This window comes from Escherichia sp. HH091_1A (genome assembly GCF_030295175.1).
Taxonomy (GTDB): Bacteria; Pseudomonadota; Gammaproteobacteria; order Enterobacterales; family Enterobacteriaceae; genus Escherichia; species Escherichia coli_F.
Window position 1 is genome coordinate 625780 of record NZ_AP025747.1, and the last position, 24638, is coordinate 650417.

At 47.4% G+C, this 24638-nt stretch carries 22 protein-coding genes and 4 pseudogenes; 18 read left to right on the top strand and 8 right to left on the bottom strand.

All coding sequences use genetic code 11. The features are described 5' to 3' along the window. Positions 1 to 69 precede the first annotated feature (69 nt). Both QUF14_RS02815 and QUF14_RS02820 read right to left on the bottom strand, forming a co-directional pair. Positions 70 to 528: an NfeD family protein gene (locus tag QUF14_RS02815; protein WP_000970315.1), complete on the bottom strand. Its 459-nt coding sequence runs from the start codon at positions 526 to 528 to the stop codon at positions 70 to 72. Then, a complete protein-coding gene (locus tag QUF14_RS02820) occupies positions 525 to 1442 on the bottom strand; it encodes an SPFH domain-containing protein (RefSeq protein WP_000904502.1) in 918 nt (305 codons plus the stop codon). Before QUF14_RS02820 ends, QUF14_RS02815 begins: the two co-directional genes overlap by 4 nt. Positions 1443 to 1587: 145 nt before the next feature. On the opposite strand from QUF14_RS02820, the gene fetA reads away from it, so the two are divergent. Together fetA and fetB are read left to right on the top strand one after the other, a co-directional pair. After that, positions 1588 to 2265, top strand: a complete 678-nt coding sequence (fetA, locus tag QUF14_RS02825) for an iron efflux ABC transporter ATP-binding subunit FetA (protein WP_001157551.1) — start codon at positions 1588 to 1590, stop codon at positions 2263 to 2265. Further along, complete coding sequence (gene fetB / locus QUF14_RS02830) at positions 2252 to 3031, top strand: iron efflux ABC transporter permease subunit FetB (RefSeq protein ID WP_001353389.1); 780 nt, start codon at positions 2252 to 2254, stop codon at positions 3029 to 3031. Before fetA ends, fetB begins: the two co-directional genes overlap by 14 nt. A gap of 137 nt (positions 3032 to 3168) precedes the next feature. Here the strand turns inward: fetB and cnoX are convergent, their stop codons facing one another. The 3 genes from cnoX to tesA are packed head-to-tail and all read right to left on the bottom strand — an operon-like array spanning position 3169 to position 5506. Continuing rightward, positions 3169 to 4023 carry a chaperedoxin gene (gene cnoX, locus QUF14_RS02835; protein ID WP_024211993.1) on the bottom strand — a complete coding sequence of 285 codons (855 nt, stop codon included), beginning with the start codon at positions 4021 to 4023 and terminating at the stop codon, positions 3169 to 3171. Between the two features lie 60 nt (positions 4024 to 4083). Then, positions 4084 to 4893, bottom strand: coding sequence for an NADP(+)-dependent aldehyde reductase (ybbO, locus tag QUF14_RS02840; RefSeq protein WP_000148951.1), 810 nt, complete (start codon positions 4891 to 4893; stop codon positions 4084 to 4086). Next, positions 4883 to 5506 carry a multifunctional acyl-CoA thioesterase I/protease I/lysophospholipase L1 gene (tesA, locus tag QUF14_RS02845; protein ID WP_001295836.1) on the bottom strand — a complete coding sequence of 208 codons (624 nt, stop codon included), beginning with the start codon at positions 5504 to 5506 and terminating at the stop codon, positions 4883 to 4885. The genes ybbO and tesA overlap by 11 nt, the downstream gene beginning before the upstream one ends. Between tesA and ybbA the strand changes: the two genes are divergently transcribed. The 12 genes and pseudogenes from ybbA to QUF14_RS02905 all read left to right on the top strand — a co-directional run bounded on the left by ybbA (position 5477) and on the right by QUF14_RS02905 (position 17011). Then, a complete protein-coding gene (gene ybbA, locus QUF14_RS02850; protein ID WP_001110563.1) occupies positions 5477 to 6163 on the top strand; it encodes a putative ABC transporter ATP-binding protein YbbA in 687 nt (228 codons plus the stop codon). The genes tesA and ybbA overlap by 30 nt on opposite strands. Next, entirely contained in the window at positions 6160 to 8574 is a 2415-nt protein-coding gene (gene ybbP, locus QUF14_RS02855; protein WP_000561893.1) for a putative ABC transporter permease subunit YbbP, read from the top strand. Before ybbA ends, ybbP begins: the two co-directional genes overlap by 4 nt. A gap of 235 nt (positions 8575 to 8809) precedes the next feature. Continuing rightward, a complete protein-coding gene (locus QUF14_RS02860) occupies positions 8810 to 9025 on the top strand; it encodes a hypothetical protein (RefSeq protein ID WP_000115621.1) in 216 nt (71 codons plus the stop codon). A gap of 918 nt (positions 9026 to 9943) precedes the next feature. Further along, positions 9944 to 10063: pseudogene (locus QUF14_RS28980) on the top strand (hypothetical protein); the annotation flags it as partial. A 281-nt stretch (positions 10064 to 10344) separates the two neighbouring features. After that, the gene (tssI, locus tag QUF14_RS02865; protein WP_286333317.1) at positions 10345 to 12750 is read left to right on the top strand and encodes a type VI secretion system tip protein TssI/VgrG; all 2406 of its coding nucleotides are present in this window, start codon (positions 10345 to 10347) and stop codon (positions 12748 to 12750) included. Further along, positions 12740 to 13530 (top strand): annotated as a pseudogene (locus tag QUF14_RS28855) (M35 family metalloendopeptidase). The gene tssI and the pseudogene QUF14_RS28855 overlap by 11 nt, the downstream one beginning before the upstream one ends. Positions 13531 to 13553: 23 nt before the next feature. Further along, on the top strand, positions 13554 to 14375 hold the full coding sequence (locus tag QUF14_RS02880) for a hypothetical protein (protein WP_001355187.1): 822 nt from the start codon (positions 13554 to 13556) through the stop codon (positions 14373 to 14375). Between the two features lie 47 nt (positions 14376 to 14422). Continuing rightward, positions 14423 to 14884: pseudogene (locus QUF14_RS02885) on the top strand (ISAs1 family transposase); the annotation flags it as partial. A 77-nt stretch (positions 14885 to 14961) separates the two neighbouring features. Beyond that, positions 14962 to 15306, top strand: a complete 345-nt coding sequence (locus QUF14_RS02890) for a hypothetical protein (RefSeq protein WP_000888476.1) — start codon at positions 14962 to 14964, stop codon at positions 15304 to 15306. Then, on the top strand, positions 15299 to 16099 hold the full coding sequence (locus QUF14_RS02895; RefSeq protein WP_001063571.1) for a M35 family metalloendopeptidase: 801 nt from the start codon (positions 15299 to 15301) through the stop codon (positions 16097 to 16099). Before QUF14_RS02890 ends, QUF14_RS02895 begins: the two co-directional genes overlap by 8 nt. After that, positions 16074 to 16556, top strand: a complete 483-nt coding sequence (locus QUF14_RS02900) for a hypothetical protein (RefSeq protein ID WP_286333324.1) — start codon at positions 16074 to 16076, stop codon at positions 16554 to 16556. The genes QUF14_RS02895 and QUF14_RS02900 overlap by 26 nt, the downstream gene beginning before the upstream one ends. After that, entirely contained in the window at positions 16535 to 17011 is a 477-nt protein-coding gene (locus QUF14_RS02905) for a hypothetical protein (protein WP_249822547.1), read from the top strand. Before QUF14_RS02900 ends, QUF14_RS02905 begins: the two co-directional genes overlap by 22 nt. Positions 17012 to 17876: 865 nt before the next feature. On the opposite strand, the pseudogene QUF14_RS02910 reads toward QUF14_RS02905, so the two are convergent. Next, positions 17877 to 19104, bottom strand: a pseudogene (locus QUF14_RS02910) (IS3-like element IS2 family transposase). 10 nt (positions 19105 to 19114) lie between these two features. Here QUF14_RS02910 and QUF14_RS02915 point away from each other — a divergent pair. Continuing rightward, positions 19115 to 19501 (top strand): hypothetical protein, encoded by a 387-nt coding sequence (locus tag QUF14_RS02915; protein ID WP_286333326.1) that lies wholly within the window; start codon positions 19115 to 19117, stop codon positions 19499 to 19501. Positions 19502 to 19854: 353 nt separating this feature from the next. After that, positions 19855 to 20265 (top strand): hypothetical protein, encoded by a 411-nt coding sequence (locus QUF14_RS02920; RefSeq protein ID WP_000865233.1) that lies wholly within the window; start codon positions 19855 to 19857, stop codon positions 20263 to 20265. Positions 20266 to 20874: 609 nt separating this feature from the next. On the opposite strand, the gene mnmH is transcribed toward QUF14_RS02920, so the two are convergent. Both mnmH and allS read right to left on the bottom strand, forming a co-directional pair. Continuing rightward, a complete protein-coding gene (mnmH, locus tag QUF14_RS02925) occupies positions 20875 to 21969 on the bottom strand; it encodes a tRNA 2-selenouridine(34) synthase MnmH (protein WP_100733801.1) in 1095 nt (364 codons plus the stop codon). A 68-nt stretch (positions 21970 to 22037) separates the two neighbouring features. After that, a complete protein-coding gene (allS, locus tag QUF14_RS02930) occupies positions 22038 to 22964 on the bottom strand; it encodes an HTH-type transcriptional activator AllS (RefSeq protein ID WP_000460134.1) in 927 nt (308 codons plus the stop codon). Positions 22965 to 23192: 228 nt separating this feature from the next. Here allS and allA point away from each other — a divergent pair, with 228 nt between their 5' ends. Both allA and allR read left to right on the top strand, forming a co-directional pair. After that, positions 23193 to 23675, top strand: coding sequence for an ureidoglycolate lyase (gene allA / locus QUF14_RS02935; protein WP_000776388.1), 483 nt, complete (start codon positions 23193 to 23195; stop codon positions 23673 to 23675). A 77-nt stretch (positions 23676 to 23752) separates the two neighbouring features. Next, complete coding sequence (gene allR / locus QUF14_RS02940) at positions 23753 to 24568, top strand: HTH-type transcriptional repressor AllR (protein WP_000141275.1); 816 nt, start codon at positions 23753 to 23755, stop codon at positions 24566 to 24568. Positions 24569 to 24638: the final 70 nt, after the last annotated feature.

Consider the following 24638-nt stretch of genomic DNA (forward strand, 5'->3'; position numbering starts at 1 on the left):
GCCGGATGCGGCGCGAGCGCCTTATCCGGCATGGGTTTTGGTACAGATTTCCAGGTATGATAAGACGCGTCAGGCGATGACCGCACGGATAATCAGCGTTATCCCTTCTATCGCAATCACCTCAACATGCGTACCTGCGGATAAATCCTCGCTGGCGCTGACAGGCCATGAACTGTCGCCGACGCGCATATGACCTCGCCCATTGACCAGCGGTGATTCCAGCACAAAACGTCGGCCAATCAGCTGCTGCCCGCGCTGGTTAAGATGACTGTCGCTGTGCTTTTGTTCGCGAACCCGTCGCGACAACCATTTCCACCACAGCCAGGCGGCGAGCAGCGTCAGGATGGCAAACATCACCCCTTGCCACTCCCAGCCCAGCGGCAGCAACCAGACCACCAGGCCGGTAATCACCGCTGCCACGCCGCTCCACAACAGATAACCATTGCCGCCCAACATCTCGGCTGCCAGCAGCAAACCGCCGAGACTTAGCCAGAAAATATGTGGATGAACGACCATTAACTCCATCATGGTTGAGTCCGTTTGTTGGCGCTGTCTTTCACCAGCTCAGCAATCCCGGCAATCGACCCCATCAGGCTGCTGGCCTCTAATGGCATCATCACCACTTTGCTGTTACTGGACGAACCGATCTGCTGTAACGCTTCGGTGTATTTCTGCGCTACGAAGTAGTTCACCGCCTGAATATCACCGGAGGCGATGGCTTCAGACACCATTTTGGTGGCGCGGGCTTCCGCTTCGGCAGAACGTTCACGCGCTTCGGCCTGTAAGAATGCCGACTGACGTTCACCTTCCGCTTTCAGGATTTGCGACTGTTTTTCACCTTCGGCTTTGAGGATTTCCGCCTGACGGATCCCTTCCGCTTCAAGGATGTAAGCGCGTTTGGTACGTTCCGCTTTCATCTGCGCGTTCATCGAAGAGATAAGCTCTGCCGGTGGGCGCACGTCGCGAATTTCAATACGGGTGACTTTAATCCCCCACGGGTTGGTGGCCTCATCGACAATACGCAGCAGGCGTGAGTTGATGCTGTCGCGCTGAGAGAGCATTTCATCAAGTTCCATTGAACCCAGTACGGTACGGATGTTAGTCATGGTCAGATTGATGATCGCCAGCTCCAGATTGCTGACTTCATAAGCCGCGCGCGGGGCATCAATCACCTGAATAAAGCACACGGCGTCGATGGTAACGTTGGCGTTATCTTTCGAGATAACTTCCTGAGAAGGGATATCGAGCACTTGCTCCATCATATTGATCTTACGACCAATGCGATCCATAAACGGCACGACCAGACTGAGCCCCGGCTGTAACGTTTTGGTATAGCGACCAAAGCGTTCTACCGTCCATTGATAGCCCTGCGGCACGATTTTAACACCCGCGCCGACAATGACCAGCGCGACAAAAATGAGAATCGGGATAAAGATAAGCATCGGAAAAACCTCCTGTTGTACCGTCCATAATCAGCAAAATTGCTGCTTGATTAAACAAATTATACCTGATTACTGAAAGAGAGTTCCCCCTTATTCCTGCGAAGGATAAACTGTTTTTAGTAAAAATCAGAAAAAGGGAACAGCGATGCAGGAAAATAGTCCTTTGCTTCAGCTACAAAACGTAGGATATCTGGCGGGTGATACGAAGATTCTTAATAACATCAATTTTTCGCTACGTGCTGGCGAATTTAAGTTAATTACCGGCCCTTCCGGTTGTGGCAAAAGTACGCTGCTGAAAATTGTTGCTTCATTAATCAGCCCAACCAGCGGAACGTTGCTGTTTGAAGGTGAGGATGTCAGTACACTCAAGCCAGAAATCTACCGCCAGCAAGTATCTTACTGCGCCCAGACGCCGACGCTGTTTGGCGATACGGTATACGATAACCTGATTTTTCCCTGGCAGATCCGTAACCAGCAGCCTGACCCGGCCATTTTTCTCGATTTTCTTGAACGCTTCGCTTTACCGGACAGCATTTTGACGAAGAATATCGCCGAGCTATCTGGTGGTGAAAAACAACGCATCTCATTGATTCGTAACCTGCAATTTATGCCGAAGGTTTTATTGCTCGACGAAATCACCAGTGCGCTGGATGAAAGTAATAAACATAACGTTAATGAGATGATCCACCGTTATGTGCGCGAGCAAAATATTGCCGTGCTGTGGGTGACACACGATAAAGACGAAATTAATCATGCGGATAAAGTGATTACACTGCAACCGCATGCCGGAGAAATGCAGGAAGCACGCTATGAACTCGCATAATATTACTAATGAATCATTAGCACTGGCATTGATGCTGGTGGTGGTGGCAATCTTAATTAGCCATAAAGAAAAACTGGCGCTGGAGAAAGATATTCTCTGGAGCGTCGGGCGCGCGATAATTCAGCTGATTATTGTCGGCTATGTGCTGAAGTATATTTTCAGCGTGGATGATGCCAGCCTGACATTATTGATGGTGTTATTTATCTGCTTTAATGCGGCGTGGAACGCGCAAAAACGCAGTAAATATATTGCTAAAGCTTTTATCTCATCGTTTATTGCCATTACGGTCGGGGCAGGAATTACCCTGGCGGTGCTGATTCTCTCAGGGTCGATTGAGTTTATCCCGATGCAGGTGATTCCTATTGCCGGGATGATTGCTGGTAACGCGATGGTGGCGGTAGGGCTGTGTTACAACAATTTAGGGCAACGGGTGATTAGCGAACAACAACAGATTCAGGAGAAACTGAGTCTTGGCGCGACGCCGAAACAGGCTTCAGCGATATTGATTCGCGACAGTATTCGCGCGGCTTTAATTCCGACGGTCGATTCAGCAAAAACGGTAGGCTTAGTGAGTTTACCGGGAATGATGTCCGGGCTGATATTTGCCGGGATTGATCCGGTGAAGGCGATTAAATATCAGATTATGGTGACCTTTATGCTGCTCTCAACCGCCAGCTTGTCGACCATTATTGCCTGCTATTTAACCTATCGTAAGTTTTATAATTCGCGCCACCAGTTGGTGGTGACGCAATTGACGAAGAAATAAATATTGAATTAGCACGGTTTGGTAGGCCGGATAAGGCGTTCACGCCGCATCCGGCGGCTATGCGCGGATGCCTGATGCGACGCTGGCGCGTCTTATCAGGCCTACAAACCAGCACAGCATCGCATTTCAACGGAAAATCAATACAACAACGCATACAGCTGGCGGCGATACTTCGACGCCAGTGCATCACCCGTACCCAGCGCAGCAAGGATCTCCTGGAACGTTTTACGTGTCTGACCGTCTGCTGCGGTGAGATCTTTACGCAGATGCCCAAACAGCAACTCCAGTGCCTCTTCATTGCGCCCAACCTGATGCAGTTGCAGTGCCAGTTGCGTCGCCAGTGCGGCATCTTCTGGATTCTCTGCCACCTGCTGTTGCAACTGTTGAATTTCCGGCGTATCAGCCGCCTGCTTCAGCAGTTCAATTTGCGCCACCAGCCCCTGGTAGCGGGTGTCCTGATCCTGCAAAGGAATGGTTTTCAGCACGGCTTCTGCATCTTCAGAACGGTTCAGCGCAATCAGCGTTTCTGCCAGCAGCAGGCCGATCTCCCCGTTCTGACTTGACAGCTGCCAGGCGTCTTTCAGCAATGGCAGGGCATCGGTGTAATTGCCTTCCTGCATCAGTTGCATCGCCTGCTGCGCTTTCAGCTCTTCTTCGCGCGGCAGCACTTTATCCAGCAGGGCGCGGATCGCCTCTTCCGGTTGCGGCCCCTGGAAGCCGTCTACCGGTTGCCCGTTCTGGAACAGATACACGGTCGGAATCGCGCGCAGACCAAACTGGGCGGCAATCATCTGCTCCGCGTCGCAGTCCAGCTTCGCCAGAATAAATTGCCCGTTGTACTGCGCCGCGAGGCTTTCCAGAATTGGGGTTAACTGCAAACAGTGCTGGCTACGTTCAGACCAAAAATAGAACAGCACCGGTGTGGTCATCGACTGTTCAAGAACCTGTTGCAGATTAGATTCGTTAATGTTGACAATATTTTCTACGGACATGGAGTCGCTCTCTGTTGTCGATATTTTCTTTGACATGGGGGCTTAAGCGCGGGCTTCAACTCACCCCTGCAATATTTTGTCCATCAAGCGCCCCGGCAGCAGGCGTTTGAGCACCATTACCGCCCAGGTCACCAGCGTCACCGGATAGCGCATCTTCGGCTTCTCGCTAATAAAAGCATGGCGCACTTTGTCGACCACCGCTTCCGGCCCCAACGTAAAGCGGGCGGCGATGCCGGGGTTTTCGACCGGCTTATCGCTTTGCGTCTGGTTGACGTTGTCGGTGAAGCGAGTGCGAATAGGACCGGGTTCGATCAGGCTAACTTTAATTCCGCTGTGGCGCAGCTCCATGCGCAGCGCATCCGACCACGCCTCCAGCGCATATTTACTGGCTGCGTAAGCGCCGCGACCCGGCGTGGAGATTAATCCCATCACCGATGAGGTCATCACAATACGCCCTTCACCGTGCGGCAACATCGCGGGTAACAGGCGCATGGTGAGCTGGTGTGCGCCGAAAAAGTTGGCAGAAAACTGCTGTTCCATCTGCGCACGGCTGATGGTGGAAAGGGGGCCATACATGCCGAATCCGGCATTGTTAAAGATCCCATACAGACAATTATCGGTCAGAGCGATCACTTCGTCGGCTGCGCGATCAACATTTTCTGGCGAATCCAGATCGATCAACACGCCGGTAAATCCCATGCTGTTCATGCGCTCAACATCATCCGGTTTCCGGCAACCTGCCAGCACATGAAAACCCTGGCGTTTTAATTCGAGCGCGCTTTCCAGGCCAATACCACTGGAACATCCGGTAATTAAGACCGATTTTTGCATAACTTTACCTGTCAGGATCTCCGTTGCTTTATGAGTCATGATTTACTAAAGGCTGCAACTGCTTCGCCATCCAGTCGGCAATAAACGGCTGGGCGTCGCGGTTGGGATGAATACCGTCATCCTGCATCCATTGTGGCTTGAGGTAGACCTCTTCCATAAAAAAGGGCAGCAGCGGAACATCAAACTCTTTGGCGAGTTTGGGGTAAATGGCGCTAAAGGCTTCATTATAACGGCGACCATAGTTTGCAGGCAGACGTATTTGCATTAACAATGGTTCAGCGTTGGCGGCTTTGACATCCTGCAAAATCTGGCGCAGCGTTTGCTCGGTTTGCTGTGGCTGAAAACCACGCAAACCGTCATTGCCGCCCAGTTCTACCAGCACCCAGCGCGGCTGATGCTGTTTCAGCAGAGCCGGAAGGCGCGCCAGCCCTTGTTGCGAGGTGTCGCCGCTGATGCTGGCATTGACTACCGACGTTTTACTCTGCCACTTATCATTCAACAAGGCAGGCCAGGCCGCGCTGGCAGACATTCGATACCCGGCGCTCAGGCTATCACCCAGAATCAATAACGTGTCCGCTGCGGCGGCACGGAAGGTTAACAGGACCAGGAACAGGAAGGGCAAATGCCAGCGGAAAACATTGTTGAAGTTCATCATCTTAAGAAGTCCGTCGGTCAGGGGGAGCATGAACTCTCCATCCTCACCGGAGTTGAGCTGGTTGTCAAACGTGGCGAGACCATCGCGCTGGTAGGCGAGTCGGGATCGGGTAAGTCAACGTTGCTGGCGATCCTCGCCGGACTGGATGACGGCAGCAGTGGCGAAGTAAATCTGGTGGGACAACCGCTACATAATATGGACGAAGAAGCGCGGGCAAAGTTGCGCGCGAAGCACGTAGGCTTTGTTTTTCAGTCATTTATGTTAATTCCTACCCTTAACGCGCTGGAAAACGTCGAGCTTCCGGCGCTGCTGCGCGGTGAGAGTAGCGTGGAAAGTCGTAATGGGGCGAAAGCGTTGCTCGAACAGTTAGGGCTGGGTAAACGTCTTGATCATCTTCCGGCACAGCTTTCCGGCGGCGAACAGCAACGAGTGGCGCTGGCGCGTGCCTTTAACGGTCGGCCTGATGTGCTGTTTGCCGACGAACCCACCGGCAACCTTGACCGCCAGACAGGCGATAAAATTGCCGACCTGCTGTTTTCTCTCAACCGTGAACATGGCACCACGTTGATTATGGTGACCCACGACCTTCAACTGGCGGCACGTTGCGACCGCTGCTTACGGCTGGTGAACGGGCAGTTGCAGGAGGAAGCATGATTGCACGTTGGTTCTGGCGCGAATGGCGCTCGCCGTCGCTATTAATTGTCTGGCTGGCGCTAAGCCTGGCGGTGGCCTGCGTGCTGGCGCTGGGCAATATCAGCGATCGCATGGAGAAGGGCTTAAGCCAGCAAAGCCGTGAGTTTATGGCGGGCGATCGGGCGTTGCGCAGTTCACGCGAAGTGCCGCAAGCGTGGCTGGAGGAAGCGCAAAAGCGCGGCCTGAAAGTCGGCAAGCAGCTGACTTTCGCCACGATGACTTTTGCGGGCGATACGCCGCAGCTGGCGAATGTTAAAGCGGTGGATGATATCTACCCGATGTATGGCGATCTGCAAACCAATCCCCCTGGCCTGAAACCGCAGGCGGGCAGCGTATTGCTGGCCCCACGCCTGATGGCACTGCTTAACCTGAAAACAGGCGACACCATTGACGTGGGCGATGCCACCTTGCGGATTGCCGGAGAAGTGATTCAGGAACCGGATTCCGGTTTTAACCCCTTCCAGATGGCTCCGCGTCTGATGATGAATCTGGCGGATGTCGATAAAACCGGAGCCGTGCAGCCGGGGAGTCGGGTCACCTGGCGCTATAAATTCGGCGGCAGCGAGAACCAGCTCGACGGCTATGAGAAATGGTTGTTACCTCAGCTTAAACCCGAACAACGCTGGTACGGTCTGGAACAGGACGAAGGCGCGCTGGGGCGCTCAATGGAACGCTCGCAACAGTTCCTGCTGCTTTCGGCGCTTCTGACCTTGCTGCTGGCGGTGGCGGCGGTCGCGGTGGCGATGAATCATTACTGTCGCAGTCGCTACGACTTGGTGGCGATCCTCAAAACGCTGGGAGCAGGGCGAGCGCAATTGCGTAAGTTAATTGTCGGTCAGTGGTTGATGGTGCTGGTACTTTCAGCCGTTACCGGCGGGGCTATAGGTCTGTTGTTCGAAAACGTGTTGATGGTACTGCTCAAACCCGTGCTGCCAGCCGCACTACCGCCTGCCAGCCTCTGGCCGTGGCTGTGGGCGCTCGGCACCATGACCGTCATCTCGCTGCTGGTAGGGCTGCGACCATACCGACTGTTGCTGGCAACGCAGCCTTTACGGGTATTACGAAATGATGTGGTAGCGAACATCTGGCCGCTCAAGTTTTATCTGCCGATTGTCAGTGTGGTGGTTGTGCTACTGCTCGCCGGACTGATGGGCGGCAGTATGCTGCTCTGGGCGGTGCTGGCGGGCGCGGTAGCACTGGCTTTGCTGTGCGGTGTCCTGGGCTGGATGCTGCTGAATGTACTTCGCCGCATGACGCTGAAATCGCTACCTCTGCGCCTGGCGGTTAGCCGCCTGTTACGTCAGCCGTGGTCAACGTTAAGCCAGCTTTCGGCATTTTCGCTCTCCTTTATGCTGCTGGCACTGCTGCTGGTGTTGCGTGGCGATCTGCTCGACCGCTGGCAGCAGCAGCTACCGCCAGAAAGCCCGAACTACTTTTTAATCAACATCGCCACAGAACAGGTTACTCCGCTAAAAGCGTTCCTCGCGGAACATCAGATAGTCCCGGAATCGTTTTATCCGGTGGTGCGGGCGCGGCTGACGGCGATTAACGGCAAGCCGACAGAAGGCAATGAAGATGAGGCGCTCAACCGCGAACTCAATCTCACCTGGCAAAATACGCGGCCCGATCATAATCCGATTGTCGCTGGTAACTGGCCGCCAAAAGCCGATGAAGTATCGATGGAAGAGGGGCTGGCGAAACGCTTAAATGTTACCCTCGGCGATACCGTCACCTTTATGGGCGATACCCAGGAGTTCCGCGCTAAAGTGACCAGCCTGCGCAAAGTGGACTGGGAAAGTCTGCGGCCTAATTTCTATTTTATTTTCCCGGAAGGGGCATTAGACGGGCAACCGCAGAGCTGGCTTACCAGTTTCCGCTGGGAGAATGGCAACGGCATGTTGACGCAACTCAACCGCCAGTTCCCGACCATTAGCCTGTTAGACATTGGCGCGATTTTAAAACAGGTCGGTCAGGTGCTGGAGCAGGTAAGTCGGGCGCTGGAAGTGATGGTGGTGCTGGTCACCGCCTGCGGTATGTTGCTGTTGCTGGCACAGGTGCAGGTGGGAATGCGTCAGCGTCATCAGGAGCTGGTGGTGTGGCGCACTCTCGGTGCGGGCAAAAAACTGCTGCGCACGACATTGTGGTGTGAGTTCGCCATGCTCGGGTTTGTCTCCGGCCTGGTGGCCGCAATTGGTGCGGAAACGGCACTGGCGGTACTGCAATCAAAAGTGTTTGATTTCCCGTGGGAGCCAGACTGGCGATTGTGGATTGTTCTGCCTTGTAGCGGTGCACTGCTGCTGTCGCTTTTCGGCGGCTGGTTGGGTGCGCGACTGGTTAAGGGTAAGGCGCTGTTCAGGCAGTTTGCGGGGTGATGACAGGTGTTAGATTGCCTGATGCGCTACGCTTATCTGGTCTACGAAGAGCGTGCAATATATTGATTTTGCAAGATTGTGTAGGCCAGATAAGCGTTCAAGCCGCATCCGGCAAAAACTATCAAGAATTGAGAAATAACATTCAATGAGGCCAGGTCCTGTCTTTTATCATACTTTTATTTCAGAGTTAGAAACGATACTCTCCTTTTCTTGCGAGTATAAAAAGGAGGATTAAATGAGTGTTAATTTTAAAGAGTGGGAGTTTTTTATAGATGGTACTGATCCAGGTTGGGTTATTTCAAATGCTGGTACAGATGAGGAACCTGAGTATTTATTCATCAATGAACTTACCGGACATGTTCTAATAGTAGATGTAGGGGATAAAGAGTATTATCAATTAATTAATGGTATGATTGAAAGAGGAATGAAAGTCGTTAAGGTAGAATATTAACCGCTATGCGCTGTGATGTTTGCTTTGTAGTTAAAATATATTTATTTTTTTGATGAGCATGAAATGCAAAATTTCAAATCAACTTTAGAAACGTATTATGATTGCTAATAAATCTCTGGGCGGGTTTCATTTACATTTTGAGAAAGATGATGCTCATGAGATGGTTTGTGCTCTTTATAGTTTATTGGAGACGGGAGCAAGCAAACCTATCAGACTGGAAAACATATCACCTGTAGCGTATAAAAATTTACTACTTTTACAATCGTCCAATGAAGATGATGTCCTGATACAGGACTCACTAGTAATAAAATTATACTTGTCGCTTGATTCAATAGATTTCGCCCTAAGCAAACTATCTTTATTTTTGACTGATGGTCATTTTTCTTCCCCTGAGTTTTGTGAATGTATGTTTAACAGTAAAATTATCTCGTTGTATTTTATGGGAATAGTTTAGTTGTGGTTTGCAAGGGGGGATGCTAATGTGAAATAAATTAAGGTAATATAATGTCGAATTATGATTTATTGAAAGCATGGTGCGTTTGCCCTCGATGTGGAACGTCAGGACAGTGTGAAATTGAGATGTTTGTGCCATCTGGAAATTTAGTACATTACAATCCTGGCGATAAACTTATTAATATAACCAGAAATAAACTTAAGGACAACTTTATCTCTGAAGGATATTGTGAATGTCTTTATTGTGGTAAGGACTTTTTTGTTGATATCTGGATAAAAGATAATGTTATAACGTCTGTAACTGTTAACTCAAAAGGTGGATATATCTCGTGATTTATATCTCTGCAAATTTCTAAGTAATAAGTCATTTCCCATTTGCAGGTTATTTGTGTCGTTTGGGAGAGGGTCCTTATTTTTCTTCTATTGACTAAAGAGCAATGTATGAAATTAAAAGTTCATACTGTGACAAATCATAAGAAATTCAGTGTTGGGTTAAGGAGTAAGTTGCGAAAAGCAGCTATGGACAGAAAGCACCTCGCTTCAGTCCTTGCGGAGAGCTGGCTTTATTTATCTTTCCATGGGTAGAACGTTGCAATATGCATGACTACACCAGTAGACCAGAACGTCAGGATATAACAGGGAAAAAGTTGTTATGGACCGAAAGGCCCCTACGTAGTTTCTTTCATGGAGTGAGGACGTTAGCTTGCTCTGTTTATATAGACAAAAACATCTCGGTATTAATGAATGTATTCATGAAATGTATATAAATATTTTCCTAATAGTTGCTATCTGACGGATATCTCACTTAAGTCTTTCTTATAATTCTGTAGGGTTTGCACCATGAGTGCGGTAGCTATGGGGTTTATATGTCCTCAGAAGGATTACGTTTCACGCTGTCGGTGGACGGTATCGTGGAGATGGCGACGGCGGTGGTGAGCTTCCGTCTGTACCAGCACCACTGCACACCGTTCATCCTGGATGTGGATATCGCCAGCGGGCTGTCCGACCTGACGGCGGAGGATTTTCTGGAGAAGAGCGCGGTGCTGACGGTCTGGCAGGGTGATATCCCGCAGCGTTACGTCAGCGGTATCGTGACGGAGGTGCAGCTCGGTGAGAACAACGACTGGCAGATGCGTTATTCCCTGAGCATCAGCCCGCCGCTGTGGCGGGCAGGGTTACGGCAGAACTTCCGTATCTTCCAGCAGCAGGACATTCAGACGATATCAGCACAGCTTCTGAGAGAGAACGGGGTGACGGCGTGGATGCCGCTGTTCTATGAGGCGCACCCGGCGCGGGAGTTCTGCGTGCAGTACGGGGAGAGCGACCTGACATTCCTGACCCGGCTGTGGGCGGAGGAAGGTATCTTCTTTTATGAACGCTGCAGTCAGGACGGGCCGGAACAGAAGCTGGCGGTGTGTGATGACGTGGCGGGGCTGACGGGAATGGGGGCGCTGGCGTTTAACCCGAATACCACGACCGGAGGCACGACAGAGTACATCCGCGACTTCCGTTACCGTGCGCAGATAAGCGTGGCGTCGGTGGAGACGCAGGATTATACGTTCAAAACGCCGGGGTGGCCGGGGTACTACAGCCATGACGGGGAGAGCCTGAACGGACAGGGAACGCAGTACGAGATATTTGATTATCCGGGGCGTTTCAAGGATGAGCAGCATGGCCAGGATTTTGCGCGTTACCAGACGGAAGGGTGGCGGAACGGGGCGGAGACGGCGAGCGGGGTGTGTAACACGGCGCGACTGTGGCCGGGAACGCGGTTCCGGCTGACGGGCCATCCGTCAGCGACGCTGAACCGGGAATGGCAGGTTGTGGGAAGCACACTGCGGGGAGAACAGCCGCAGGCGCTGCACGGGAGTCACGGTGAAGGGACGACACTGAGCAATCAGTTTGAGGTGATACCGGCAGACAGGACGTGGCGTCACGCGCCGCTGCCGAAGCCGAAGGTGGACGGCCCGCAGAGTGCCATCGTGACCGGGCCGAAGGGTGAGGAGATATTCTGCGACGAGCATGGCCGGGTACGGGTGAAGTTTCACTGGGACCGTTATCACGGGATGACGGAGGAGAGTTCGTGCTGGATACGGGTGTCGCAGGCATGGGCGGGACCGGGGTTCGGTAACCTGGCGATACCGCGTGTGGGTCAGGAAGTGATAGTGGACTTTCTGAACGGCGACCCGGACCAGCCCATTGTGACGGGGCGGACCTACCATGAAGACAACCGTTCACCGGGGGATTTACCGGGCACGCGGACGCAGATGACCATCCGCTCGAAGACCTATAAAGGAAGCGGCTTTAATGAACTGCGTTTCGAGGATGCGACGGACAGTGAGCAGGTGTATATCCACGCCCAGAAGAACATGGATACGGAGGTGCTCAACGACCGGACAACGGATGTGAAACATGACCATACGGAAACCATCGGTAACGACCAGAAGATAACGGTGGTGAAGGGTCAGACGGTTCAGGTCGGTACCAGAAAAGAGGGGGGCCACGACCAGAGTATCACGGTGGCGAACGACCGGCGTATCACGGTACGTAATGACCAGACTCTGAAGGTGACGAATGACCGGACGGTGAGCGTGAGTCACGATGACGGTCTGTACGTCAGAAACGACCGTAAAGTGACGGTGGAAGGGAAGCAGGAGCATAAGACGACGGGGAACCATATCAGTCTGGTGGAGGGGAAACACAGCCTGGTGGTGAAGGGGGACCTGGCGAGGAAGGTGAGTGGTGCGCTGGGGATAAAGGTGGACGGGGATATCGTGCTGGAGAGCAGCAGCCGGATAAGCCTGAAGTTGGGTGGCTCGTTTGTGGTCATCCATTCAGGGGGCGTGGATATAGTGGGGCCGAAGATAAATCTGAACGGGGGAGGCAGTCCGGGGACGCCTGTACCGACGCTGCAACCGGCGGTGCTGAAGACACTGGGGGATGAGAAGAGTGGTGATGGCAGTGATTCCGGAGAAGAAAATGAAAACTCTGGAGGGAACTGCGTGACCGGAAGTGGTGGTGATGATCGAGGTGACGATGAGGATGAACCTGAAAAATATACTCTCCAGTTCCATTTTACAGACGATGACGGGATACCGTATTCAGAAACCCGCTACATTGCCTTCTTTGAGGATGGCACGCAGACCCGCGGAGAAACGGATGAAGAGGGGTATACAGAGCGTTTTTTTGTATCTAGCAAACATGAAATTAAAGTGAAGTTGCTATTTGCGAATGATGATTTTCTCTCAATGGAAGGACACTATGGACGATAATAATCAAACTTCTGGACAACCAAAGCCAGAGCCAGAAGAATGTGTGAAAGAGCAAAAAATAACTGATCATTTTAAAATAATGATTGATAAGGCTCGTAAGGCACAAAAGTTGGTTTTGATAAAAAGAGCAGATGATCTTTTGAGATGGGGAGCACAGGAGGAATATGATTTCAGTAAGATCTTTGGTGTTAAAGGAAATAAGGAAGTTAATATAAGAAAATATGGACATAATACAGGCAGGCGCATGAATGCTAGATTTCTTATGATGGATGGTGTGAGAAGATTAATGATTATAGCTAATGATTTAACAATGAGCAGTTTTATAAATTATACAGGTTGTAATGAATTTGCAGCATTCGTCAGCCCAAGTAAGGATATGCCCTATATAATTAACATAGGCGCAAAATTTGAGTATAGAGATGGCAAAAAAATCCAGTAACGGGAAAGGATTCTCATGTTGCTACTTTATGTCATGAAATGTCTCATATTCAGTGGTATTATAGGGATAATAAAAAAGGTGGTATGTGGTCACAGGATTATACAACTACTGATAAATATTCAACGTGCAAAGAGGATGAAGTTTCATATGACGAACATATCCGTATTGCAACTAAACTGATCTCTAAACAAAAAGATCAAATATTTGAGAATGCATATAACATAGAAAGATATTTTGAAATAAGATTAATTGAAAGTGAGATAGACTCGATTAATGATGAAATATTAAGCAATTTAGTTAAGAAAAAAATAGCGGAATTAGAAAAAGCACTTCTCCATTAACTAATAAGTCGAGAAATATATTAATGCTGCAAGCTATAAAAAAAATCATAATAATGACAATCGTAAATATTATATTTTTCTATTCCTTTCAATCGACTGCAGATGAAATGGTTTTAATAAAAAAATACGGGTTTGGGCTTGAGAGAGATATCAAAGGAAGGCCATTAATTTATCCTATCGAAAATTATGATGAGTGTAAGAAAAAATGTAATCATATAAATTATATAGCGGATGTCAATGCTCAATTAGCTATGAGTAAAAAAAATAACAGGATTTTTGCTAACATAACCTTTACTAACAAAAGCTCTACCACGTATTTTTTTTCTAAATATTATCTACCTATGAAAGTAAAAGATGGAAAAGGAGATGAATATGATGCAATATGCAAAAAACCATTCAGAATCAACTCTGGGAATATCACGTTGGACTACTTAGGTGGTTCATGTCCTTTTGAAATTAATACGAATCCTGAACGGTGGAATACTATTAAACCAGGTCGTAGTTTTTTGTTGAGTATAACCTTAAATGATATGTATGCCTTTATACCAGGAGATAATTATTATTTTATAAAATCATCTGGCTATAAATTTGTTAATGACAAGTGGTTTACACTCAAATCAATCAATAATATTTTTCTTTATTTTTTAAATTTAAAAATTAATTGTGCTGATGATCTTTTTGATATTAATAATTTTACTACATGTGATAATTTGTTATTAGATGAAAAAAAACACTTTTTTATTAATCAGTTATGGGCAATTGAGGATGAAAAAAATTCTATTTACGTCACCCCTGATGAAATTTCTATAAGTATAGACGGCGATAACTTAAAGTTGCCATATTAGGAATCTGGGAAAGAACAAGGTGCGCCGCTTTTTTTGTACTAAATAATTCGCATTTTAGTCACGGCAGAGAAGAAATCCGTCTTCATATTGTTTGCGATGTCCCTGATGAACTTATTGATTTCACGTTTGAATGGAAAGGGCTGAAGAAATTATGCGTGGCAGTCTCCTTTCGGTCCATAATAGCAGAACAAAAGAAAGAGCCAGAAATGACGGTCAGATATTATATCAGTTCTGCTGATTTAACCGCAGAGAAGTTCGCCACAGCAATCCGAAACCACGGGCACGTGGAGAATAAGCTGCACTGGCGTCTGGACGTGGTAATGAATGAAGACGACTGCAAAATAAGAAGAGGAAATGCAGCAGAATTATTTTCAGGGATACGGCACATCGCTATTAATATTTTGACGAATGATAAGGTATTCAAGGCAGGGTTAAGACGTAAGATGCGAAAAGCAGCCATGGACAGAAAGTATCTGGCGTCAGTCCTTGCGGGGAGCGGGCTTTCGTAATCTTTCCCTGGGGGCCGAAGATAAATCTGAATGGTGGGGGTAGTCCGGGGACTCCGGTACCGACACTGCAACCGGGCGTGCTGGAGGCACTGACGGATGAAGGTAGTGATAAAGATGGTGGTGCAGAGGGCGGGCAAGGCAATGGCGGGGTCGGTGGTGGCGATGGAAATGATTCTGGGAACGACAATGAAGATAAGGATGAACCTGAGAAATACACCCTCCAGTTTCATTTTACAGACGATGACGGGATACCGTATTCAGAAACACGCTACATTGCCTTTTTTGAGGACGGCACACAAGCGCGAGGGGAAACGGATAAGGATGGGTATACGGAAATATTTATCACTGACAGTGAGCTGACGATAAAAGTCAGGCTATTGCATCAAAGTATAGATATGATTGAGGGAGGTGTTTATGAATAATAACAAAGGAAGTTCACAAGGGGTAACTCAAAAAGGCAATATATGTAAAAAAGAAGCAAAGGTTACTGATCAATTTTACAACATGATAACGCCTGCTTTGGAAGAAACAAAGCGAGTATTGAATATCAGAGCGAAAAATCTGGAAGCATGGACACCAGCAGATCAGAAAAATTTTGAAGATATATTTGGATTACCAGGTGATGCTATTATAACAATGGAACACTATGCTCCTTGTCAAAAGTCAGATAATAATGGGAACTTCACTCCACAAACCAAGAATATTGACGCACATACTTTTATAAAAGAGGGGGTTTACAGAATGATCATGATTTGTGATAGCTTGATCATTGAAACTCGAACGCAAGATAATGTACAACTAATATATGGCAATTTTAAAAATTATACCAATTTAGTCAATGGTTCAGCCCGTATACCGGCTGCTCAGACGACTCATATAGATCTAAATCGGCCCCAATACCAAAGTAGTGAGTATAAAAATAAGTCGAAGGCTGAACTTTTAAAGTTAGAGTATCGAGAAAGAATATCTATAGATATCTTACAAAATTTCACATGTAAAAATCCAACGGGAGAAAACTCTCGAGTCTCCACATTATGCCATGAGTTATCTCACCTTTTTATTATCTGGGATGGAGAACAGTATTATGGTGGATTAAGCAGTAACGATTTGGGAAAAAAAAGAGAAATTGCCAATGCAAAAGAATTAAAATCAAAACATGACCCGCTGGTTTTTAATAATGCATACAATATTGAAAAGTATTTTGAGATTAGTTAAGATTGCAGTGCTAATGTTTATTTCATTTCATGGATACTGCAATGATGAGGTTATTGCACAATATGTTTCCGAACAAAAATTAAATTCGATGACTCTTGAGGACAATATACTTGAGTTATCACATTACACTGACGGAGTCGAGGAAAAATTGCCAAATCGTAATATGTTTGATGTTGATGTTAGATTAACCGTTAAGCAAATTGACTCTCGTGTGTTAGCAAAAATAAGTTTTACAAATTTGGGGGGTAGCGAAAATTTCATTCATAGACGATTATTACCTATCTCCTCACACACATCGGAGCCTTATTTTTTTTCTCCTTTATGTGAGGATTCTTTTTTAATATCCACAAGTGGTTTCTATCTGAAATTCCGTCCTTCCGCAACAATATATGTGATTTTGTTGAGGATGATGCCAATGATGAGCTTTATTTTGGTATGGGCGATAATTGTGATATAAAATCAGAATGGGTAAAGCTTTCCTCTGGAGAAACTAAGGTATTTACTGTCAATCTTAATGAAGCTTACTCTTTTCTTCCAGGAAGTCACTGGTATACATTTAAATCTTTAACCTATCGTATTGTAAATAATAAGTGGTTCTTTCAGAGGAGTGTCAATAAATCGCTTTTTACTATAATTGATTTTCATTATCCATCATGTCAGGGGGGCACTCCATACATACAAAATATAAATGACATGTGTGAGTATGGAGCTCTCATGAAAAAAGAACAAAACATGTCTAATTTTATGTTTGATTTTTTCCCTGCGGGTGGGGAAAATAGAAATTATGTTGATATCACCTCGAATAAAATTCGCCTTAAGATTGATGGTAGTAAAGTTAAAACATATGATGAAATTAAAGTTAAACTGTTAAAGCATCGATACGGTGCTCAGTGGGAGGAATATAAATATTAGTAATAATATTTTCTTGTGAATTGTTTACTATAAATATAGCATTATACAAAAATAGGTAATACTCCCGTGGATGATGTTTTTTTACTAAATAATTCGAATTTATGTTCAAGAATTGAGACGTGCCTTATTAAAGAAAACTATTCACGATACCATTGCTAGAGTTGTGTCCTGTATCAATTATGATTTGGGATTGAGGCGGGGATTTTTACGAGTAAAAATCCCCACATATATTAACAGTGATAAAATTTAATATAATAATACGCGAAAAATAATTAATGAAAAATATCAGAAGCAATTAATGGATTCTTATGTTGAAAAATTTCAATCCATCTTGGAAAAAACATCATCTGCCCCTAAGGATTTTCAACTTGACTAGATATGTACTTGTAATTATGTTGATTTGTAGTAGTGCTACTGCTACTGCTACTGCCAGTACTGGTGGTGAAATCATTTATGGATATGATGAATCTAATCATGAGATCTATGCGATCGTTGATCATGAAATAAGAAAGATGAAATTTATGACTGATTATGAAAATAATCCATCTTATTCATTTGACTTTTTTCTGACACGCTCGCAATTGTTTTAGATGGGCGTTCGCTGCATGATTTTACTGTATATACAACACTGAAATATAAAAATAATAAATTCAATATTGATTGTCTTTATTACAATGTAAAAAGCAAGCAAAATGGTGTCTTAGTTAATGAGGGTATATGAGGGCTAAACACGCCAGTGCCAAAAAATTATGCTACGTATATAGAAGAAAAAATAACTGATATTGAAAGATGTATAGATTCCATGGATACATCATTAATGCTAAATGAAAAATTAAGTATATCTCTATAGTAATTGGATTTGCCCCTATATTTCCAGACATCTGTTATCACTTAACCCATTACAAGCCTGCTGCCGCAGATATTCCCGTGGCGAGCGATAACCCAGCGCACTATGCGGATGCCATTCGTTATAATGCTCGAACGCCTCTGCAAGGTTCTTTGCTGCCGTTAACCCGTCTGGTTTGGGCATGATACTGATGTAGTCACGCTTTATCGTTTTCACGAAGCTCTCTGCTATTCCGTTACTCTCCGGACTCCGCACCGCCGTGTTCTTCGGTTCAAGTCCCAACATCCGGGCGAACTGGCGTGTTTCATTAGCCCGGTAGCATGAACCATTATCCGTCAGCCACCCACTGGAGACGACGGAAGATCGTTGCCGAAGCGGCGTTCCACCGCTCCCAGCATGACGTCCTGTACTGTTTCACTGTTGAAGCCGCCGGTAGTGACCGCCCAGTGCAGTGCCTCACGATCACAGCAGTCCAGCGCGAACGTGACACGCAGTCTCTCCCGTTATCACAGCAGAACTCGAACCCGTCAGAGCACCATCGCTGATTGCTTTCTTTCACGGCCACTCTGCCTGTATGTGCCCGTTTCGATGGCGGTACAGCAGGTTTTCGCTCAAGCAACAGCGCATTCTGGCGCATGATCCGGTAAACACGTTTGGCATTGATCGCAGGCATACCATCAAGTTCTGCCTGTCTGCGAAGCAGCGCCCATACCCGACGATAACCATACGTGGGCAGCTCTCCGATAACATGGTGTATACGGAGAAGCACATCCGTATCATCAGTGTGACGACTGCGGCGGCCATCCATCCAGTCATCGGTTCGTCTGAGAATGACGTGCAACTGCGCACGCGACACCCGGAGACAACGGCTGACTAAGCTTACTCCCCCCCATCCCGGGCAATAAGGGCGCGTGCGCTATCCACTTTTTGCCCGTCCATATTCAACGGCTTCTTTGAGGAGTTCATTTTCCATCGTTTTCTTGCCGAGCAGGCGCTGGAGTTCTTTAATCTGCTTCATGGCGGCAGCAAGTTCAGAGGCAGGAACAACCTGTTCTCCGGCGGCGACAGCAGTAAGACTTCCTTCCTGGTATTGCTTACGCCAGAGAAATAACTGGCTGGCTGCTACACCATGTTGCCGGGCAACGAGGGAGACCGTCATCCCCGGTTCAAAGCTCTGCTGAACAATTGCGATCTTTTCCTGTGTGGTACGCCGTCTGCGTTTCTCCGGCCCTAAGACATCAATCATCTGTTCTCCAATGACTAGTCTAAAAACTAGTATTAAGACTATCACTTATTTAAGTGATACTGGTTGTCTGGAGATTCAGGGGGCCAGTCTAGTAATTTATCTTGATATAAGTAATATATACTACCAAGTCTACGATAGTAAGCAGTCATTTTTAAATGACGAATACACTATTTTACATATGAATAATGGTGGAGGATATGAAGCTTACGCTGGTAATCCATTGCGGGTAAGTGATGCAACAAGACCGATTCAATTTCATATAATAGCAGAGCACTTGAAAGAAGGAAAGATTACCATAACCAAAACATCGCCAAAGGATTCATATAGCAATATGTTTTCTTTATATCCTGTTATTAGTGTTAAACTTGGTAAGCCCTTTTTTATGATGCGTCATTGAAAATTAAAAAACGTACCTAATCAAAGATGATGAAGTTAATCTTCTCTCAATTAGTGATGTGTAGTATTGAGTATGTTAATCAAAAAATAAAAGTATTTATGGGAATATACAATATGCCAATTTGAGCTTATGATACTTGCCAGTGAGTTGATTTCCTTTCCGATCATCTGATAAAAACACTAGTAAGAAATTTCTGTTCAATTGCATTTTCAGTCTAGCGAATGAGTAAGATCCCGCTATATCAGTAATATTCCGGTGTGGTATTTTCATCCGATTATGTTTTTGTACGCCATTAATTCAAAATCTGTGTGTGCTTTTGTACAGAGGCGAATAACTGAATTGGAGTAAATGATATGAAAGTTAAATTATTTGTTTTAATTTTTTGTTTGATGCCCTTTTTCTTATTTGCTAAATATCAAACTACGGTTGGCTGTTTTAGTTTCGGGAAGATAAATTTAAAATTTGTTGAAGTATCTTCTGGTGATGTTGTTTTAGGTTATGTGGTTTATGGAATATCCTCAAATTTCATACCTCTTGCATTTACGAAAAAATTGGAAGTGACTTTCGATGATAGACCTTCAGAGTTTACATATACATGGAGTGAGGTTATAGGATGTAAAGTCAACGGATTGTATGTTGTTGCTACGCAGGGTGCAAGATTTAATAGCTCTTACTATAAATCGAAAAGTGGAAAAATAACTGAGTTTGAAGAAAATATTGAGGCATATAATAGTGATGGTACTGATTGCAAATGGCCTGGATAAATAATTAATGAACATGCCGGTTCAGCAGTGTGTGAGATTTCTGGGATACAATATCGACGTTTTTGAAGAAACATTGCCAGATATAGCAAGGCTGGTCGCATCTAGAATTAATGATAATTTCCAGATACCGAAGCAAGTGTCTTGAAGTTCATTGTGTATATACCCATCATACTTCAAGTTGCATGTGCTGCGTCTGCGAGTTATTCGGCCCATCCATGGGCCTCACCCCTTACGGGACCGCTGCAAGCAGCGTTCAAATCCGCTCCATGCGGATTTGTCGCTCACCCCAGTAAGTGACTGGGGATGACTGAAAGGCAGGATGCCTTTCACCGAAGGCCAGCCAGAGGCTGGTCAAATTCGTTCCCGACGAATTTGTCACTCGCCTGTCGCGTTACTCGGCCTTAGGCCTCACCCTTTCAGGGTCAACGCAAGCGTTGTTCAAAACGCCACTGGCGTTTTGTCCTGCAACTCGAATTATTATAGTATGGAATCTTAAGCCGGATGGTGATGTCACTCATCCGGCTATCCCTGAATAACTTGCCAACGCATATGCAACTTGAAGTATGACGGGTATAAATGATCTTTATGAAACAGGCACCGTGTCCCTCATTACCGCGTCTTAACCCATTCCGCCACTTCCGCCCACTCACCGCGAAAGACAACTTTTTCCGCTTTTTTCTCAATCTGATAGCGATACATCGGGTCGTAATATTCTTCAAGTAACGGCACCAGCCAGGCCAGATGACCGTCGGTGCTGCCGGTGGTAAGTTGCGTTGTCAGCGCCGCATCCAGCCTTGCAGCCAGTTCGTTATAGCGTTGTAGCCCCAGCCGACGCTTAATCGCCGAAAGTCCGTGATGCAGGTATTCGCAATACTCCTGCCAGCCCTGTTCGTCGCCGTACGCATGGGTAAAAGCATGATGCATACGCAAGAAATACTCTTCGTTCAGGCGTTCAAGACGGATCTCAAACGGATCTTCTACCACCGCAATCGCCGCCTGAGTCATTCGCTCGCGCAGGCATTCCGGCAGGTGATTCGAACCGATCATCCGGCTTTCATCTTCCAGCACCCACAGGTGCAAATCCTGACGGGCGTCGGTTTTTAGCATTTCGGCAGCCAGCAGATTTTCAAAACTCGCCTGGCTAAGTTGCGGTTGCAACGTGCGACCAAACGCCGAACCGCGATGACGCGCCAGCCCTTCCAGATCAACTCCGTTCGGCTGTTGTTGCACTAACAGCGTTTTACCGCAGCCGGTACAACCGCCAATCAGCACTATCGGTTTTTGTGCCAGTTCAATGGTCGCCTGAATCGCGGCCTGGCGCAGCGCCTTATAACCGCCTGCCACCAGTGGATAATCAATCCCCGCTTCATGCAGCCAGCGTTGCACAATGTGCGAACGTTGACCGCCACGGGCGCAGCAGAGAATACCTTGCGGATTTTGCAGGCATGCTGCCCGCCAGGCGTCTATACGCTGCTGACGAATTTCACCCGCCACCAGTTTATGCCCCAGCGCCAGCGCCGCGTCTGACCCTTGCTGTTTATAGCAGGTGCCAACGGCGGCGCGTTCATCGTTATTCATTAACGGCAGATTGATAGCGGCGGGCATTGCGCCTTGCTCAAACTCGATAGGGGCGCGAACATCAATAATGGGCGTATCAGCAATCAGCAGGGCACGATAGTCCTGTTCCGTGTGTCTCTCTTGCATAGTTAAAAGTGAACCTCAAATCAGCTTGCACGCTATTTTACGCGCCAACGCGCAAGGAAACTTGATTTTTAACTGCGTGGGTTGCCGAAAATTTCTAAAAATCCGCTGATTTCCGGCCTGCGCTGAGTAAACAAGGTCACAATATCTTCTACCGCTTTGCCACTGCCAAATTTGCGCCATGCCAGACTCAATGGCGAAGGAGGGCGCATCGTTGGGATTACCCGGCAGATCAATTGTTGATTATCGATCATTGACTGGCAAAGTGATTTTGGCAAAAAACCAATGCCAACGCCCGCCAGATGGGCGGCGATTTTCGTTTCCATATCGGGAACAATAATCTCTTTTTGCCCCGGCAAACGCCAGGCGACGCGCTTGGTTAAGGTGCGGGCGCTGTCTTCAATATTAACCGCCGGAAAGCGCCGCAACTGCGCTTCTGTTAGCGGCTCTTCAACTTTCGCCAGCGGATGATCCGCCGCCATGACAAAGCGCCATTGCACCGATCCTAAGGGATCAAGACTAAAGGTATTTGCCAGCGCCTCGGTTCCCGTGACGCCGATAGCCAGTGAAAAACCTTCGTACAATAGCGAGTCCCAGACGCCCATATAGATTTGTCGGGAGATGTGAAACTGGGTAAAGGGGTAACGTTCATTCAGCCACGCCAGCAGCTGGGCGACGGCCTGGGGGTTGTAGAGCAGGTTGTTGATGACAATATTCACCTGGCGTTCCACGCCATCATTCACCTGTTGCAGCTCGCTGGGCATACTTTCCAGCCAGCTCAGCCAGTCTCTGGCCTGAGAAAGTAGATGCTCGCCAGCCGCTGTCAACGTCACGCTGCGAGTCGTGCGGAAAAACAGCGCCACTCCGGTATTCTCTTCCAGAAGTTTAATGCGATAACTGATCGTCGCCGTGGTTTTACATAATCGTTCTGCCGCTTTTGAAAAACTTCCTGTTTCAGCAACCGCAATGAAAGTCCGCAAGGTTTCTGGATCGAACATCTTCAGGTATCCCCTTTTAAATCCGCAAGTTGCGTGATTTTCTTATCCTCTGATTTATCAGTATTTTTACATGATAACCCTGTGTGATTTGTGGACTAAATCTAGTTTTGGAAAAATATTCCAACTTTTGTATTGATGTTGTTCTCTTAAGGTTTTAGATTGCCTGTTATTGAACCACATTGACCGGTCGGCGGTGGTTGAACGGAATTATGTTACAAGGACAAAAAGATGAAACTTCAGGTATTACCGTTAAGTCAGGAAGCCTTTAGTGCTTATGGCGACGTAATCGAAACGCAGCAACGGGATTTTTTCCATATTAACAATGGCCTGGTGGAGCGTTACCACGATTTGGCGCTGGTTGAGATTCTTGAGCAAGACCGTACGCTTATTAGCATTAACCGCGCGCAACCGGCGAATCTGCCGCTGACCATTCACGAACTCGAACGTCATCCGCTGGGCACTCAGGCCTTTATTCCGATGAAAGGGGAAGTGTTTGTGGTGGTCGTGGCGTTAGGTGACGACAAACCAGACCTGTCAACCCTGCGGGCGTTTATCACCAACGGTGAACAGGGAGTGAATTATCATCGTAACGTCTGGCATCACCCACTTTTTGCCTGGCAGCGCGTCACCGATTTTCTGACCATCGATCGCGGCGGCAGTGACAACTGTGATGTTGAAAGTATTCCTGAACAGGAACTCTGTTTTGCGTGACGCCTGCAACCGACTTGCATAAGATAAACTAATTGTTCATTGTTTATGCTCACTTGTAGGTCGGAGTTAACGTAGGTATGACGGAAGTTAGACGGCGCGGCAGGCCAGGACAGGCGGAGCCTGTGGCACAAAAGGGCGCACAGGCGTTAGAGCGGGGAATTGCGATTCTGCAATATCTGGAAAAAAGTGGGGGAAGTTCGTCGGTTAGCGATATTTCTCTCAATCTGGATTTGCCGCTCTCCACGACCTTTCGCTTGCTGAAGGTTTTACAGGCAGCGGATTTTGTCTATCAGGACAGTCAGTTAGGCTGGTGGCATATAGGATTAGGTGTCTTTAACGTCGGTGCGGCGTACATCCATAACCGCGATGTCCTCTCCGTCGCCGGGCCGTTTATGCGCCGCTTGATGTTACTTTCCGGCGAAACGGTCAATGTCGCGATTCGTAACGGCAATGAAGCAGTATTAATTGGTCAGTTAGAATGTAAATCGATGGTCAGGATGTGTGCGCCGCTGGGCAGTCGTCTGCCGTTGCATGCTTCCGGTGCGGGCAAAGCGCTGCTTTATCCGCTGGCGGAAGAGGAGTTGATGAGCATCATTCTGCAAACCGGTTTGCAGCAGTTTACGCCAACTACGCTTGTGGATATGCCCACCTTGCTGAAGGACCTGGAACAAGCGCGTGAACTGGGCTATACCGTAGATAAAGAAGAGCATGTTGTAGGTCTGAATTGCATAGCTTCAGCAATTTACGATGATGTAGGTAGCGTTGTTGCCGCTATCTCCATCTCCGGGCCTTCATCAAGACTGACAGAAGATCGTTTTGTCAGTCAGGGTGAGCTGGTCAGAGACACCGCCCGCGATATCAGCACGGCGTTGGGACTGAAAGCACATCCATAGTGTCTGTCGCATCCCGCTCTGCGGAGCGGGTTTTTTTGACAAAATTTGAAAGTTGGAAAATTTTTCCAAT

Excerpts from the sequence above, each read along its gene's own strand:
- cnoX (WP_024211993.1), bottom strand. The coding sequence starts at position 4,023 with ATGTCCGTAGAAAATATTGTCAACATTAACGAATCTAATCTGCAACAG.
- QUF14_RS02860 (WP_000115621.1), top strand. The coding sequence starts at position 8,810 with ATGAGTGTTAATTTTAAAGAGTGGGAGTTTTTTATAGATGGTACTGAT.
- allR (WP_000141275.1), top strand. The coding sequence starts at position 23,753 with ATGACGGAAGTTAGACGGCGCGGCAGGCCAGGACAGGCGGAGCCTGTG.
- tssI (WP_286333317.1), top strand. The coding sequence starts at position 10,345 with ATGTCCTCAGAAGGATTACGTTTCACGCTGTCGGTGGACGGTATCGTG.
- QUF14_RS02880 (WP_001355187.1), top strand. The coding sequence starts at position 13,554 with ATGCTGCAAGCTATAAAAAAAATCATAATAATGACAATCGTAAATATT.
- tesA (WP_001295836.1), bottom strand. The coding sequence starts at position 5,506 with ATGAACTTCAACAATGTTTTCCGCTGGCATTTGCCCTTCCTGTTCCTG.
- ybbA (WP_001110563.1), top strand. The coding sequence starts at position 5,477 with ATGCCAGCGGAAAACATTGTTGAAGTTCATCATCTTAAGAAGTCCGTC.
- QUF14_RS02820 (WP_000904502.1), bottom strand. The coding sequence starts at position 1,442 with ATGCTTATCTTTATCCCGATTCTCATTTTTGTCGCGCTGGTCATTGTC.
- QUF14_RS02895 (WP_001063571.1), top strand. The coding sequence starts at position 15,299 with ATGAATAATAACAAAGGAAGTTCACAAGGGGTAACTCAAAAAGGCAAT.
- ybbP (WP_000561893.1), top strand. The coding sequence starts at position 6,160 with ATGATTGCACGTTGGTTCTGGCGCGAATGGCGCTCGCCGTCGCTATTA.
- QUF14_RS02920 (WP_000865233.1), top strand. The coding sequence starts at position 19,855 with ATGAAAGTTAAATTATTTGTTTTAATTTTTTGTTTGATGCCCTTTTTC.
- QUF14_RS02905 (WP_249822547.1), top strand. The coding sequence starts at position 16,535 with ATGGGCGATAATTGTGATATAAAATCAGAATGGGTAAAGCTTTCCTCT.
- fetA (WP_001157551.1), top strand. The coding sequence starts at position 1,588 with ATGCAGGAAAATAGTCCTTTGCTTCAGCTACAAAACGTAGGATATCTG.
- QUF14_RS02815 (WP_000970315.1), bottom strand. The coding sequence starts at position 528 with ATGATGGAGTTAATGGTCGTTCATCCACATATTTTCTGGCTAAGTCTC.
- allS (WP_000460134.1), bottom strand. The coding sequence starts at position 22,964 with ATGTTCGATCCAGAAACCTTGCGGACTTTCATTGCGGTTGCTGAAACA.
- ybbO (WP_000148951.1), bottom strand. The coding sequence starts at position 4,893 with ATGACTCATAAAGCAACGGAGATCCTGACAGGTAAAGTTATGCAAAAA.
- mnmH (WP_100733801.1), bottom strand. The coding sequence starts at position 21,969 with ATGCAAGAGAGACACACGGAACAGGACTATCGTGCCCTGCTGATTGCT.
- allA (WP_000776388.1), top strand. The coding sequence starts at position 23,193 with ATGAAACTTCAGGTATTACCGTTAAGTCAGGAAGCCTTTAGTGCTTAT.
- QUF14_RS02915 (WP_286333326.1), top strand. The coding sequence starts at position 19,115 with ATGACTAGTCTAAAAACTAGTATTAAGACTATCACTTATTTAAGTGAT.
- fetB (WP_001353389.1), top strand. The coding sequence starts at position 2,252 with ATGAACTCGCATAATATTACTAATGAATCATTAGCACTGGCATTGATG.